We start from the raw sequence: 14,668 nt of genomic DNA, 5'->3' as shown, positions 1-14,668 counted from the left end.
GCAATTTGTTCAAAACTATCAACCTACAATATATCCCAACCCTTTTTAGCTAAAAACGCCGGGGTAAGCAAGCTCAGTAAAGCGCTGCCTATCATTGGGGTCATTTGCTGTACAATGAGTTGCGGGTTGCTTTGCTTATCAACTATGTTGGTATAGCTTTCATCGAGCGAGTTTGTTGCTACCAGGTTGTTGATAATGGCCTGCGACAGCGGGTGCATGGCCGAAGTACCCATCAGGTAAGTGTAGCTGGTTACGTGCTGATACACCAATTGGATAAGGAACAGGAATACATTTTCCACTTCAAAAACAATGGATTCGAGCACAACGAAGAGTTTTTCTATCCACTCCTTATCTACAGGTAAGGCTGCCAGCTTGGCGCGCAAGGCATCCATAAACTGGTCGATTGTTTGTTGGTTCAAAAACTCTTTTACCAACAGATTAATACCATCAATAATTAGCGCGGCCAGCATTTTGTTCACTTTTAACAGGATAAGCAATTCATCAAGCCCCATATCGATCAAAAACTGCAGTACCGATGCTGCCGATGGATTTGCGGCACTTGCCACGTTGATCTGCCCGGGAAGGGGTGATACCTGCGGCATTAGTTGGGTATAAAAACCACCTTCTGGGTAAGGCAATGTGCCCTGCAAACTTTGTTCTACAACTAAACCTACCAAACCTTTAAACAGGTCGCCCGGCTTTAGGAAAGGGTAGTATAAAAAGGGTACAAGTTCAAGCAGGTCGGGCTGCCAGCCATGCGGAACTGGATCTAATTTGTTCCAGAAGCGAATGGTGCGCATACCCATCACTTTGCTGTGATGGTCTGAAAATGCCTTGTTGCCCGGCGATGCGCCCGCAGTAGGCATTGATGAAACGTTAACGCTGTTGGTAGGGTTCCAGGTTTTTGATGTTTGTGCCAGGTACAAACCCAATACCGACGACATGGCCCCGCCCAGGCTATGCCCGGTAACCACCAGTTGTGTTTGTGCATTTGAACCGGCAAAGGTGGATGTTAAAAACTGTACTAACGTTTGGGGAGCGGCGTTTTGCAGTCCGTTTATGGTTGATGATTGCATGGAAAGCAAATGCATTAGGCCCAGGTATGAGCCGTTGGATATGCGTGGCGCGGCGGGTAATAGTGTATTAGTTGCTTGCGGCTCGTTGAGCGCTAATACCCAGGGCACCATGGTGCGTACGTCAAAATCTTCAACAAACCAGCCATATTTTGATATGGGGTTGGTTGCCGATGTGGCTACTACATACTGGTTATCCGCCGCATTGTAAGCTACATACAAAGCGTTGGATACAATAGACTTTTCGGGATTGTTGGCATCGCTGCCGTAAGAGCCTACTACGGGCCCCCAAACCACTTGCCATTGCCCCATTAAACTCTGCACATCGGCATCGTTAAATATGGCATTGAGCATCAGGCTCAGTTCTAATTGTAATTGCTCATCCGGTGCTTTTTTGTCGCTCACCAGGTTGGCAAACATGTTCAGTGTAAATACACTTTGTACATAATTAAAAGTGGGTTTTGGGTTCATGATAAGGATAATTATTGTGATAAGGGTTAGGTTTGATCATTAAATAATATCTATGTCTAAAGATAATAGATTAACAAAAATTGATTTACCCCGATCAGTATTTTCCGTGTTTTTACGCTACTAATCAGGTGTTTATACGTTTTTATCATATCCAATAAAATCATCTGCTAATCATGCAGATACATTATGCTCGCCGCTATGCAGTGTAATCAACGCTGTTTGTACTTCGGCTATTAATTTAGTTTTAACAACATTTTTGCCGGGGCATTTGTGCGTGGTTAACGGGTCTTCTTTATGTAGCTTAATAGTGGAGGGCGATATACCCAATGTGCCACATAAAATACTGAGCACGGCTACGGCATTTTTATGTACGGCAAGGCCGCGGCCACTGTTAAAGGGTTCAGTTTCGTAATCGCCCAGCATCTCTACACCTAATGCTACCGAGTTCCACGAAGGGGAGTGTACCCCGGGGGTAGTGAGTGGGGTAAACACCCAGATCTGATGATCATCGATAAATAAGTGCGGGCCTGCGCTCCAATGCTGGTCGTCGCGGTAGTATTTTACCAGGTCGAGGATGTGTTGGTTAGTTAATCCTTTTGGGCGTTGGGCAAGTGTGGGTACGCCGGTATTGTGTAATACAATAAATGAGGGGCGCCACACGGGCCATTGTAAGGTTTGGCAATAGGCGGCAAATTGGTCGGGCGTAAAGCTCTGACCAACGATGGGTTTCCAGGTTGGCATAATGTTGTTGTTTTGGTTTAATTAACAGTGGTTGGGATGTGAACAGGGGTGTTCCGGGAATATTTATAAAGAACAATTCAATGTTTACCGGGGAGGTAAAAATAATACACAAAAATACAAAAAACCGACTGTATATTAAAGTGTTAGCTGTGATTTAGAATGAGTTTATATGAGGGTGGTTTTTGGAAACAAGAAGAATTTTTTGTATATTATATGGATGAGAAAAGATGCAGGAATCGAGATATAGCTGAATAAATCTTACTTATCCCCCCTTGCTAAGGATTGAACGATTGACAGACTGGGAAAAGATATTTGACTTTAAACTATTTTAAGAGCGAACATAAAGGTTGAGCCCTTGCCAGGGACGCTTTCGGCCCAAATGCGGCCCCTGTTAGCTTCTATAAACTCTTTGCAAAGTACAAGGCCAAGGCTTGTTCCTTTTTCATCATTAGTGCCGCTGGTGCTTACATTGCCCAGGCTGAAGATGCTTTGAAGGCGTTGCGGCTCTATCCCTACACCGGTATCTTGTATGCTGAATATAGCTTCGCACTTTTCGGTAACTATTTGCGCAGCTACAGATACCGTACCACCATCCGAAGTAAATTTAATAGCATTTGATAACAGGTTTCGTATCACAAACTCAAAATGATCGGCATCTGTTAATACCTTACAGCCTTTGTTTACCGTATTTATAATGCTAATACTTTTTAACTCGGCCGAAGCGGATAACAAGGCAATATTACGTTCTATAATGTCATAGGGCAACAGGATAACGGGCGTCAGGCGAATGCCTTTGATCTGCATTTCTCCCCATTTTAGCAGGTTATTTAAAATATCCAACGAGGCATTACTGCTCAGCACAGCCATATTGATGATCTCTTTCCTTTCTTTGGCATCCAGTATATCATCATTAATAAGCGAGAGCAGGCTAATGATAGAAGCAAAGGGCGATCGAAGATCATGCGCTAAAACAGAAAATAGCTTGTCCTTAACGGTATTTGATTCTACCAGTTCAGTATTGGCTTTGTTAAGCAATGCGTTTAATTTGCGGGTACGGAAATAGAATAATACCATTACAAAGAGCAATATAAATGCTCCGGCAGCTATAACTAAAACAATCCGTTGTACCAATAGTGAGCGGCTATTCTCAAATTTTAATGCCTGAACATTTGCCTGCGATTGGTTAAGATCATAAGCTGATTGCAGGCTGTTGATCTGCTTGGCCATTTTTTGATAATAGTATTTATCGGCTATGGCATATTGCTGTTCTTTAATGGCATAAGCGGCGCTTTCGTTTTTCTGTATGTGATACATATCGGCCATACGGCCCAATATATCTATCTGCGATCTTTCAGAACCACGGGCCTTTATCAGTTCGTTAGCCTGCTTTAAATAAACCAATGCCGATACAGGGTCGCCTTTACCATAGGTATCGGCAATACTGGTTAGGGTTTGCAATTCGCGGATATAGTTATTGATAGCACGGGCTTTTACCAGTGCCGATTTTAATAATACCAACGAGCGATCTTTATAGCCCTGTTTAGCATATACGGCTGCAAGGTAAGTAGTAAGCGTAATATTGAGGCCCTGGTATTGCGGGATATCGCTTTTGCGGATACCTTTTTGGAGATAGCTGATAGCCTGATCATAATCCTGACGGGCAGTGTATAATATACCGAAATCAATATAAAGGTTAAGCGAGAAGTTTGAGAAGGGTATGGTTTTATCCAATTCTTCTGAAATTTTGAGGTTTTGGAGGGCGAGGTCGAATTTCTTTTCAGCAAGGTAGCATTCGCCGATTGTTAAATAAGCCTCCATTTTACCATGCGCGTTGTTTATGGATTCGCTCACTTTTAGCGATTCAAGAAAATAGCCCATCGCTTTGTCATAATTGCCTTTGCGCATTTCAACAACGCCAAGACGCACATCTTCGGTAGCTATGCCGCTTTTAAAGCCGGTTTGTGTATAAAGCTTTCTGGCTTCAAGATAGTTTTCCCTCGATTCGTCTGTTTTACCCAGGTTATCGTTTATAATACCTACCTGGTTTAATATTTTAGCCAAACCGATATCATCCCTGTTCTTTTTTGCCAGTAAAATGGCTTTGTTGGAAAAATAGATAGCCGAATCCGGTTTATAGTAACGATAAAAAGCGATGAGTTTATCGTAATCAGGAATAGTAAGTGTACTTGAATTGGGGTTTACAGGGGGATGGGATTGAGGTAATTGGGCAAAGCACAGAAATACGGATAATTGCAATAAAACCAGCAGAAAAGCTGATTTTAAATAGTTTTTACAGTATTTATCCATCATCAATGTGTAAACTCGGGGAACAGTTATGATGGCAAAGATAAGCACCTGATTGCCAAAAATAATTGCCCCGTGTTAAAAAATATGTTTACGTAGTGCAGGTTGTAATTGTTTCGGGTATTAGATAAGGTGTTTTATTTAACGCATACTGCTATCTTTGCAGCATAAAATGCAGGGATTAATAACAAAATCGACCGGAAGCTGGTATCAGGTACAAACCCCCGACGGGCATAAACTGGATTGCCGGATAAAAGGTAAATTCAGGATAAAGGGTATCACCACTACAAATCCGATAGCCGTTGGCGATATAGTTGATTTTGATATGGAGCCCGAGCAGGAAACCGGTGTAATTACCAAACTGCACGAGCGTAAAAATTACATCATACGTAAATCCATCAACCTGTCAAAACAAGGGCAGGTTATTGCTGCCAATCTCGACCAGGCTTTTTTGGTAGTTACATTGGCATCACCCCGTACATCGCTTGGCTTTATTGATCGTTTTTTGGTTACTGCCGAGGCATACCACATTCCGGCAATCCTTGTATTCAATAAGCTCGATCTGTTTAGTAATGAAGGTTTAGAGGTACTGGCCATTTACAGATCAATATACGAGGAGTTGGGTTACCAATGCATGCAGGTATCGGCTTTAAAAGGTACCGGTGTTGATGAAATAGTTGCCGCCCTTAAAGATAAGGTAAGTTTGTTTTCGGGCCATTCGGGAGTGGGTAAATCAACGCTGATCAATAAAATATTACCAGGCTTGAGTTTGCGTACTACAGAAGTATCAGAATGGCACGATAAGGGTATGCATACCACCACATTTGCCGAGATGTTTGAGTTGCCCGGAGGCGGGTTTATTATTGATACGCCCGGCATCCGCGAATTGGGGATAGTTGACATAGAGCAGGCCGAATTAGGCGGGATGTTCCCCGAGATACGCCAGTACCGCGAAGATTGCCGTTTTAAAAACTGCCGCCACGTTAACGAACCGGGTTGCGCTGTTTTAACTGCTGTAGAAGCGGGTGAAATAGCCCCATCACGATATGATAGCTACCTCAGTATTTATCATGGTAACGATACCCGTGCCTGATCATTTTACACGGATGTAATCTTTAAGGTAACTGCATTCATTCACAGCTTTTTTATAGAAAGCCGTTTTGCTGTAATTTTTTTTCAGTTCGGGGAAATAGAAATTGTTTTTTAATTGTTCCTTGTACTTTTTATCGAGCACATCAAAATTATCGGTTATTGACCAATTGGGCCTTATAATTTGCTTTTGGCGGCATTTGGCTGCCATAAATATGCAACGCGCCCTAAATTCCTGTGTTTTGCTTAACTGCGCGGCTTTAATAAAATATTTTTCGGCATAACTTGTTTTTATATAATCATCATCATAATAGTTCTCTTTTTGGCGGCCAAAATCTTCGGCCGACCAATAGTAGGATATGAGGTACCAGGCATTACCATAAGTTGATGTATTATAAATGCCCGCGCCTAATTTATAATAGTAGGATGCCGTATTTGCCGGGTCGGTAATAACGTTTTGTTCAAGCGTGTGCATGGCTGTGGCAAACTGGAGTTTATTATAACCTTTTGACTGGCCGTAACGGTATTGTTTAGGATAATCATTTATCAGTTCAATAAAAGGGTCGGCTACGGTATAGTCATGGTCTTTGTTTAAAGTTGAGGCGGCTACATGCTTAAAGGCGGCAATTGCGGCAGTGTAATTATGCTCGCGCAGGTAAGTTGTGCCAAGCAGCTCGTACATATCGTTCACCGGGCGTGGTGTAAGCCTGGCTGTTAAAAATGCCATGTACGGGTTTGCAGGTGGCGTTAGTTTATAATGTAATAGTGCCTGTATATGGTTGCTATGCAACTGGTTTTGCCAAAATATGGTTCCTTCATCCGTTCGTAACAATACCAGGGCGGCCATTGTGGTATCGCATTGTTTAAGGTAAGCAGGAGCTAATATTTGCTGATAAAAATTTCGGGCAGTGGTGGTAAATGGCTTTGGTACGGTATAATAATAATCATTACCGGGAGTAGGTTTGAGTTTTTGCTCGGCCCTTACCTTGCCTTGCAGCCACCGGAGTGTTGGCAACAGTGTGGCTTCGTTTACGGTATTTAGTACTTCTATCTGTTGGGCAGTAAGTAATAGCTGGATGATCTGTTTTTGATCATTCAGTTTTTCATCAAGTTTTACGTCATACAAAGTTCTTAACAGATCAGAACCTTCATCGGTATTACCCTGCATCCACGCCAGGTAAGCCTGGGATAGCGTAGCTAAATTAGCATCGGGGTAGTTTTTATCCGCAGCAAGCACCTTACAAAAATCTTTAAGCTGTTGGATATATTTTACAGATCGTGCTTCGGTAGTGTCTGCAGGGGTGTACCAGTTTGATGCATTGCCATAAAGCAGCCTGCTGCTACGTTCAAGCTTTGGGCTGAGGTAAGTTTCTTCCAATTTGTTGATCTCGCGGGCCAACAACACAGCCACCATGGGCGAAGATGGATCATAATTATAAACCTGCTTTAAAGGCGCTGTATTTACCTGCGGGCTACCAAAACCGGCAATGCCATATATTACGGCTTTTTCGGCTTTGTTGGCAGCAAGCGCTAATACCTTATCTGTTTGCGCATGGGTATACATGTAGTTTTGGTAAGCCGTTATCCGCTTTTCGGGGTATTGGGCAAACACCTTAGAGAAGAGGTAGGCCGCTTTAACAGCATCGCCCAGGCGCCGTTCTTCGCCGGCTTTAAGCGCCAGTGCAAGGCCTTTAATGTGGCTATCTGTAGGCATAGCAGCAAGGTACTTATCATACACTGCCATAGCCTGCGCATAGCTTTTGCCATAATGCAGCAGGCGCTGTGCCTGGTAATAGTAACGTACTTTTATAAAGCCATCTTTTTCAGTTTCGGCACTTTTAAGTGCCACAGCCCCTGCTTCGCGTAAAGCAACCGAATCAACAGGCACAGGGTCCCATGGATTGTAATTGGTAATGTTGGCTACCTTTTCAACCCCTTTTGCAAAGCGGTAGTACTTAAGCGCGCCGGTGTTGTTTACAATAGCTTTTAGAAAGGTGTTGTTGGCCAGGCTATCCGGCAATTTGGCGTTACTTTTTAAATAACCAATTTGCAATAGCGAGTCAACCCGTTTGGGTAAGTTGTACATGGCCTTGCGCACATCTGCCGCCTTTACTGTGTTGCCCAGGTAGGTTGCCCACTCTGATGCATTTATATCAGCCTCGCTTGCCGGTTCGGTATCATCGTATAAAAATGTAGCACCGGTATAATAAAATGGTTTGTAATCTTTTTCGCCCTTTAAATTGCTATGAAAAAAAGACACATAATAGTCATACGGGTCAACCTCGCCACCACATGCCAGATCAATTGCAACCATGGCCCAAAAGCAACCAATAAAACTAACGCAGTATTTTAGCCACGTTTTCCAATTCATCATAGGTGTATTTTTTTAACAGATTTTCATCTAAATGAAAATAAACAACTTCAATATTTTCCTCTTTCAGCCTTGGCGAAATATAAGCCGCTGTTTCATGCAAGGTATTTAACGGTACGTCTTCCCACCGCACCTCATCGTTCTTTTTTAACCCAAATTGTGGCATATCTGTTTTTGCAAAATACATATTGGCCCCTGTGTGGCTAAACATGTTCCCATTGTTTAAGTTATTAAAATTTATTTGTCTGGCAATGCCAATGTACTGCTTATCGCGAAAAGCAACTGCCCAGCTAAACAAAGGCAGGCCAATATCCATTTTTATGGGATAACGTGTTAAATTATCACCTAAGTATTTTTTTAGTTCAGTTACTTCAATTATTGAGTTTTGCGGGCCGTATTTACGCAGGTTGCCCATGTTATAACACATTAGCAAGGCTTTATTAACAGGGGGTATACCACAGTTTTTTTGGTTTTTTATTTGGTGCAATCGTAGCGTTATTGACAATGTTTTGCCCTTGGTGAGGGTTTTAAATTCATTAAGCAGGTAAAAGTAGTTGTCTTTTGTATCTGCCGTCCAATCACAGTCTATTTGTAATTCACTATAGCTTTTCTTACCCGCCTGAGTTACTTTGGCATCAACAAAACGGACTATTTTAGCGGCCATATCTGCAAGGCCTGTTTTGGGAATTATCTTAAACGCATTATTAACAATAAATACAACAGGTACAATCTGTATTGCATCTGGCAATTTTTGTTGGAAAGCAATTGGCGAAACAGGTACAGGGTTTATACCGCTATCGTCCATATCAACATCCATAATGCGCACATACATTTTGTTGCTGTGTAAATGTTCAGGATATTCGCTTTCGGCAGGGTTTTGTTTGTATACGGTTTTCCAGTAATAAAAGGAAGTGCTTACCTTTCGGGGATGTTTACAACCTGTAAACAAGATGATAATAAGCAGAAACAAATACCGGTTACGCATTAACCAAAGTTATTATAAAATAGGTAAAGATAAATGAGGGTAGTTATTCAGCGCGTTTCGCAGGCATCATGTACGGTAAGCGGTACCGTTACCGGGAAGATTGAAGCAGGCTTACTGGTGTTATTGGGTATTGAAGACGCAGATACTGCCGATGACCTGGAATGGCTTGCTCAAAAAATAGTGAACATGCGTATATTTGGTGATGAGAACGGACTGATGAACAAAGCGCTTGCCGATGTTAATGGGGATATATTATTGATATCTCAGTTTACGCTGTTTGCTCAAACTAAAAAGGGAAACCGGCCATCGTTTATTCGCGCGGCAAGGCCGGATAAAGCAATCCCGATGTATGAGCAAATGAAAACGCAATTACAAAGCCTGCTTAATAAACCTGTGGCCACAGGTATTTTTGGCGCCGATATGAAAATAGCACTGGTGAATGACGGGCCGGTAACTATCACAATAGATAGCAAAGTAAAGGAATAACTGATCAGCTTGCCGGAATGGCAGTTTCAAGGCCAACCGAAATGGTTACTTCGTTTGATAATACCAGGCTGCTATCGCCAATGCCAAAATCTAAACGGTTTATTTTGAAACTGCCTTTAAAGCTGCCCGTAGTACCTGTTTGAGCATAAACAAATGGCACCTCCACAAGTTTGGTTTTTCCCTTTATCGTCAGTTCAAACTGCCCAATGTAATTGTTGCTCCCTTTTTGTTTAAATGAAACAGATTTCATGATCATTTTTGGATAATGGTCCACATCAAAAAAATCTTCCTTACGCAGGTGAGCATCACGGGCATCATCATCAGAATTTATAGTTTTTGTTTCAACTGATGCTTCGATGGAGCTGGCAACAAGGTGTGCTTTATCAAATTTAACTTCGCCTGCAAAACCGCTTAAAAAGCCCAAGGTTGTAAATCCCATGTTTTTTATCTGGTATGTTACAGTAGCTTTAGTTATTGTTTGTTTTGTTTGCGCCATAGCAACCGTAGCAGATAGCAGCAACGCAATTAGGGTAAGCTTTTTCATGTATTTTACTAATGTATTTTCAAACCTACCAAATAGACTGAATTATTACTGCAAGGTTTTATAAATATTACAAATATGTGCAACAAAAAAAGCCAGGGGCTTTATTAAATAAAGATCCTGGCTTTTATACATAAAATTTGCCGGATAATTATCCGCCGCCGTTTACACGGCTTTTTTCGCTTTCGGCACCGGTTGAGTGCTGGCGGGCTTTAATTTTTGAGTTACCAAAGTTATAGGTAAAGGTTAAGCGCGCAACACGGGTTTCGCCTTTTTGATGGAAGGCAAAGTTGAGGCTTTGATACAAGCTTGATGCAGCATTTCTGCGTGTATCAAATATATCGCTCACCGAAAATTTTAAGGTGGCAGCTTTGTTGAACAATAATTGGCTTATGCCCATATCTGCCCAATATTGCGCATTTAACTTTAATACCGCATAAGTTTGTGGCGTGTTGTATGATGTTGAAAGCTCGGCCCTTAATGTTTTATTGAGCTGGAAGTTTTGCGTTACCCTTATTTGTGCTGCCGGCGCGCCTGCATCTAAATTGCCGCCAAGCAAAGCCTTGCTTTTTATTACTAAGTAATTGGCATTTATATTGGCATTACCTGTCCACCATTTGGCAAACTGGAACGGGGAGTTGATATTGATGTTATAAACGTCCTGAGTGTTAAGATTCAGTGTGGTTTGGTAGGTTGATTTTCTACCATTATCGGGTAATATGATCTGCGATATCACATCATCAGTATGGCTGTAGCTTATGCTTGCGTTAATAAATTTGGCATAAGTATAATCAAACTGAAAAGAGTGAGTGTATTGCGGATTTAAGAATGGGTTACCTTTTGAGTAAGTATAGGCATCCAGGTTATACTGGAACGGGTTAAGGTTATCATATTGTGGCCTGTCTATACGGCGGCTGTACGAAAAACCGATATCATGCTTTGCAGATAAGCTGTGATTGATAAATATGCTGGGGAACAGATCGGTATATTCCCTGTCAACAATTTGTTTTGTGGTGAGCGAGTTGCCAATAGAATGTGTATCCTCAAGCCTTAAGCCTATTTGTACCTGTGTTTTTTTATAAGTTTTGGCCAGGTTAATATAGCCCGCGGTTACGGTTTCTTCGTATATAAAATGGTTGGTACGGCTGCCATCGTTTACAAAATCTTTGCTAATGGTATCTTGCAATTGTGCCTGCAGGTTATTATCCGTTTTAACATAACTTGATTTAAGGCCGGCCTCAAACTTCATATTTTTATTGAAGGGTAGGGTATAGTCTATCTTTTCGGTGTTGATCTGGATGTTTGACGGCGACTGGTTGCGCTGAACCAACGGTTTGTGCTGTGTAGCGCCGTTTCCCAAAAAATAGTAGTTATTGTATAACGCGTTGTTGGTATTGGTAAATTTGGCATAATCTATATCAATACTGATATCTTGTCCAAGACTATCAATATGGAACTTATCGTACAGATCGAACTCATAGTTGCCGTAAGTTTGCCCTATGGTTGAAGTAGTGTTTTGTAATGAATCGGTAAGGCCGGGTTTTGAGCCAATAACGGTATTATTTACATTGTTATCATTTTCGCCATTATAGTAGCCGCTAAATAAAAAGCCAATGGTGTTTTTTTTACCCATATCATAATCAACACCCAGGCGGTAAGTGTTATTATAGCTGGTTGAAGGCATAAAGGTATGCTGAGTAAAATAGGTTTGTTTGCCTATTGAATCGATCACACGATCAATATAGATGTTATTTGCACGCTGGCGGCTGCCTATGCTGTAAGAACCAAAAAAGTTAAGGTTACCCTCTTTATGATTCAGCGAAAGCGAAGCATTGCCTTTTGGGTAAATACCAATAGCCCCGGTTGCACTTATCGAGCCGTTAGTACCAACAGAATTATTTTTTTTGAGTATGATATTGATGATACCCGAATTACCGGCAGCATCGTACTTTGCCGATGGGTTGGTTATAACTTCGATAGATTGAATATTGTTACCATCGGTAGAGCGTAGCAGAGTAGCCAATTGCGATGCCGAAAGGCGTGTTGGCTTATCATTTATCATTACGGTAACGCCTTGCTTGCCTTTAAGGCTAATGTTATCGTCTTTATCTATGGTAACACCGGGAGCACGTTCTAATATTTCCATAGCATCGTTTCCGGCAGCCAAAACGCTGTTTTCAACGTTCATCACCATACGGTCAAGCTTACGCTCTATAAGCGGCCTTGCAGCGTTTACGTTTACTGGCCCTAATGCTTTTGCACCCGCGCTTAGTTGTATAGATGGTACATGTACATCTTGTTGCGCTACTGCAAAGCTTTTACTGTAAGCTTTTAAAAAGCCAACCGTGGTAACACGTACAATATAGCTGCCCTGGCCAATGCGGTCGAAACTGTAAAGGCCCGCATCGTTAGTAATAGCTCCTTTTACTACAGAGGAGTCTTTAGCCTTAAGTAAGGCAACTGTTGCAAAAGGTAGTACTTTGCTGTTATTGTCAAAAATAGTTCCGGATACTTTTACCTGCGACTTTGCTACCTGGGCCATTGCCATACCGGTTTGCAGCAGTATAATTATACCTATTAATAGTTTGTAATGTGTTTTCATATTGTGTAGTTTAAGCATAATACATCCATTAAAGGTTTTTATATTCCTTTTAGGATGCTATAATAAAAAATGGTTCAGTTATAATAGTAAGATGCTGATATGTGGTAAAAGGTTACACGCAAAAGCAAATATTTAATTATCTAAAACCGGAAGGAGTTTTTTGAGGCCGCCATTGGTAACAAAATGCAAAGAGTTATTTACAGCAACCCATAAAGGAGTTTGATCTGTTTGTAATATCTCTTTTTTTACCTTTTTAAACCAATACAATTGCACGTACGCCAATGGCGAGTGCACCTGTTTAGCTTTTTGCATAGGCCCGCTTATTAAAAGCAGGCCTAAACAAATTATGGTTGCGCGTTTCATTTGGCTATGGGTTGTTTTAACAGCCATGCTGTTGTATCAACTTTACAGTTAAGGCCGCTATCAGTAAGTATAAACGGTGCACTGGTCCAGTTGGGCTGCTTGTTCTTCTCCTTGCAATCATCAATTTCAAGAATATTCCTTATCAGGTAATTGATATTTTTATCCACAACCAGTATAGTATTGTAAGGCACTTTTAATGTGAGTTCTATTCTTTGATCACGCCATGCTTTTCCCTTAGGTATTTCGAGCATACGCGGAAATATTAACAGCGAATCCTTCTGGGTAAAATTGTATACTGCATTGCGGGCATTTCTTATCGCATCTTCATCATTTGCGCCGTGGGCACTAAATTTTTCTTCCAGCGTTATTCTGTCAACATCGCTTTTTACAATTTCTATTTCAACATTACGTGGCATGTTATCATCACCATAACGGTCATCAAGAATAATTTTCCCGTTAAAATCATGATCAAGGTTCATGCGCAGGCTATCCTCTTTTGTCAGAAATTTAATATCGCTCAATTGCAGGTGGTAGGTATTGTTTTTAACGGGCTTAATATTGATGGTTTGGCTAAAAGACTCATAATCCTTAAACTGGCGGGTGATTTTTGCAGCATCGTATATAACAATACAGAGCGATCCTATCCATACAATAAGCATGGTATATCCGGCAGTACGGTTTAATCCCGCACTGTTAAATACTACTTTTAAAGTAAGGGTAATAATTGCAACCAGTGGTATAGCAACAACAATAAAAGCACTAAAGTATAACATGCTGCTATATATACCGCTAACCGAATTTAAAATAGCAAAAGGCAGGAGGTGATAAATATCATTACCGTATGCTAATAGCGCAATTAAGCCAATCAATGCAGCCATAAAAAAACTAAAGCAAGCAAATAAAATAACTACCCCCAGTAATTTTAAAAACAAACGGCACGCACCTTCCAAAAATATCCTGAAATGGTGAAAAAAGTCGCCTGTAAAATCGCGGGCCTTGTATACAAAAGGTTTTGCCTCGTGGCTTGCTGTTTTAAATGTGGTGTGCAGGTTCTTTAATTCTTCTTCAAAGTTCCTTTTAAAACCCTGCAGATCTAATTTTTCACCTTTCATGGCCATCCTGTCTGAGCGGTTATTGGCTTTTGGTACAACTATCCATAGTATAATGTATAACATAAGGCCTGTTCCGGCAAAGCAGATGGCAAGCGCAAAAGCAATGCGTATCCAAACGGTTTGTACATCAAAGTAATTAGCAATGCCGGCACAAACACCTCCAAGCAAGTGATCGTCAGGGTCGCGGAATAGTTTACGGCTATCAGTAAATTTTTGATGGGCGGTATAGCCTGTTTCTGTTTCATCGCCCCCTGCCGAAATTTCAAAATCTTCAACAGTACCCATTTGCCCTATTATGGTATTCACATCGGCAGTAACAATAACCTGCCTGCTTTCGCGCATTAATACATCGTTAAACATTTCGGCTATGCGGTTTTCAATGTCGGTTGTTATCTCCAGGCTGTCTTCGGAGTTTGCAAAATGACGCTTAACATCCGTCATATAGTTTTTTAATACTTCGTAAGCATCTTCTTCGATGTGGAAGATGATACCGTTTATATTGATGATGATGGTTTTATTCATGATATATT

General features: G+C 41.3%; 11 protein-coding genes. 2 read left to right on the top strand and 9 right to left on the bottom strand.

Translation table 11 applies throughout. From position 1 onward, the window contains the following. Positions 1–23: 23 nt before the first annotated feature. The 3 genes from KXQ82_RS10015 to KXQ82_RS10005 form a co-directional block, all read right to left on the bottom strand. Positions 24–1,544: a lipase family protein gene (locus tag KXQ82_RS10015; RefSeq protein ID WP_219488109.1), complete on the bottom strand. Its 1,521-nt coding sequence runs from the start codon at positions 1,542–1,544 to the stop codon at positions 24–26. A gap of 171 nt (positions 1,545–1,715) precedes the next feature. Next, positions 1,716–2,285 carry an N-acetylmuramoyl-L-alanine amidase gene (locus KXQ82_RS10010; RefSeq protein ID WP_219488108.1) on the bottom strand — a complete coding sequence of 190 codons (570 nt, stop codon included), beginning with the start codon at positions 2,283–2,285 and terminating at the stop codon, positions 1,716–1,718. Positions 2,286–2,603: 318 nt separating this feature from the next. Continuing rightward, complete coding sequence (locus KXQ82_RS10005; RefSeq protein WP_219488107.1) at positions 2,604–4,595, bottom strand: ATP-binding protein; 1,992 nt, start codon at positions 4,593–4,595, stop codon at positions 2,604–2,606. Positions 4,596–4,761: 166 nt separating this feature from the next. Here KXQ82_RS10005 and rsgA point away from each other — a divergent pair, with 166 nt between their 5' ends. Further along, positions 4,762–5,682: a ribosome small subunit-dependent GTPase A gene (gene rsgA, locus KXQ82_RS10000; protein ID WP_219488106.1), complete on the top strand. Its 921-nt coding sequence runs from the start codon at positions 4,762–4,764 to the stop codon at positions 5,680–5,682. On the opposite strand, the gene KXQ82_RS09995 is transcribed toward rsgA, so the two are convergent. Beyond that, complete coding sequence (locus tag KXQ82_RS09995; protein ID WP_219488105.1) at positions 5,683–8,052, bottom strand: hypothetical protein; 2,370 nt, start codon at positions 8,050–8,052, stop codon at positions 5,683–5,685. Continuing rightward, complete coding sequence (locus KXQ82_RS09990; RefSeq protein WP_219488104.1) at positions 8,015–9,034, bottom strand: hypothetical protein; 1,020 nt, start codon at positions 9,032–9,034, stop codon at positions 8,015–8,017. Before KXQ82_RS09990 ends, KXQ82_RS09995 begins: the two co-directional genes overlap by 38 nt. 33 nt (positions 9,035–9,067) lie before the next feature. Here KXQ82_RS09990 and dtd point away from each other — a divergent pair, with 33 nt between their 5' ends. Continuing rightward, positions 9,068–9,520 (top strand): D-aminoacyl-tRNA deacylase, encoded by a 453-nt coding sequence (gene dtd, locus KXQ82_RS09985; protein ID WP_219488103.1) that lies wholly within the window; start codon positions 9,068–9,070, stop codon positions 9,518–9,520. Between the two features lie 4 nt (positions 9,521–9,524). Here the strand turns inward: dtd and KXQ82_RS09980 are convergent, their stop codons facing one another. From KXQ82_RS09980 to KXQ82_RS09965, 4 genes are all read right to left on the bottom strand, one after another. Continuing rightward, positions 9,525–10,064 (bottom strand): YceI family protein, encoded by a 540-nt coding sequence (locus KXQ82_RS09980; protein WP_219488102.1) that lies wholly within the window; start codon positions 10,062–10,064, stop codon positions 9,525–9,527. A gap of 148 nt (positions 10,065–10,212) precedes the next feature. Further along, entirely contained in the window at positions 10,213–12,663 is a 2,451-nt protein-coding gene (locus KXQ82_RS09975) for an outer membrane beta-barrel family protein (protein ID WP_219488101.1), read from the bottom strand. A gap of 132 nt (positions 12,664–12,795) precedes the next feature. Further along, the gene (locus tag KXQ82_RS09970; protein WP_219488100.1) at positions 12,796–13,026 is read right to left on the bottom strand and encodes a hypothetical protein; all 231 of its coding nucleotides are present in this window, start codon (positions 13,024–13,026) and stop codon (positions 12,796–12,798) included. Beyond that, on the bottom strand, positions 13,023–14,660 hold the full coding sequence (locus KXQ82_RS09965) for a PspC domain-containing protein (RefSeq protein ID WP_219488099.1): 1,638 nt from the start codon (positions 14,658–14,660) through the stop codon (positions 13,023–13,025). Before KXQ82_RS09965 ends, KXQ82_RS09970 begins: the two co-directional genes overlap by 4 nt. Positions 14,661–14,668 lie beyond the last annotated feature (8 nt).

The organism is Mucilaginibacter rivuli, assembly GCF_019391655.1.
Lineage (GTDB): Bacteria > Bacteroidota > Bacteroidia > Sphingobacteriales > Sphingobacteriaceae > Mucilaginibacter > Mucilaginibacter rivuli.
The sequence above is the reverse complement of the archived record's forward strand: the minus strand, read 5'-3'. Positions and strand labels throughout refer to the sequence as shown.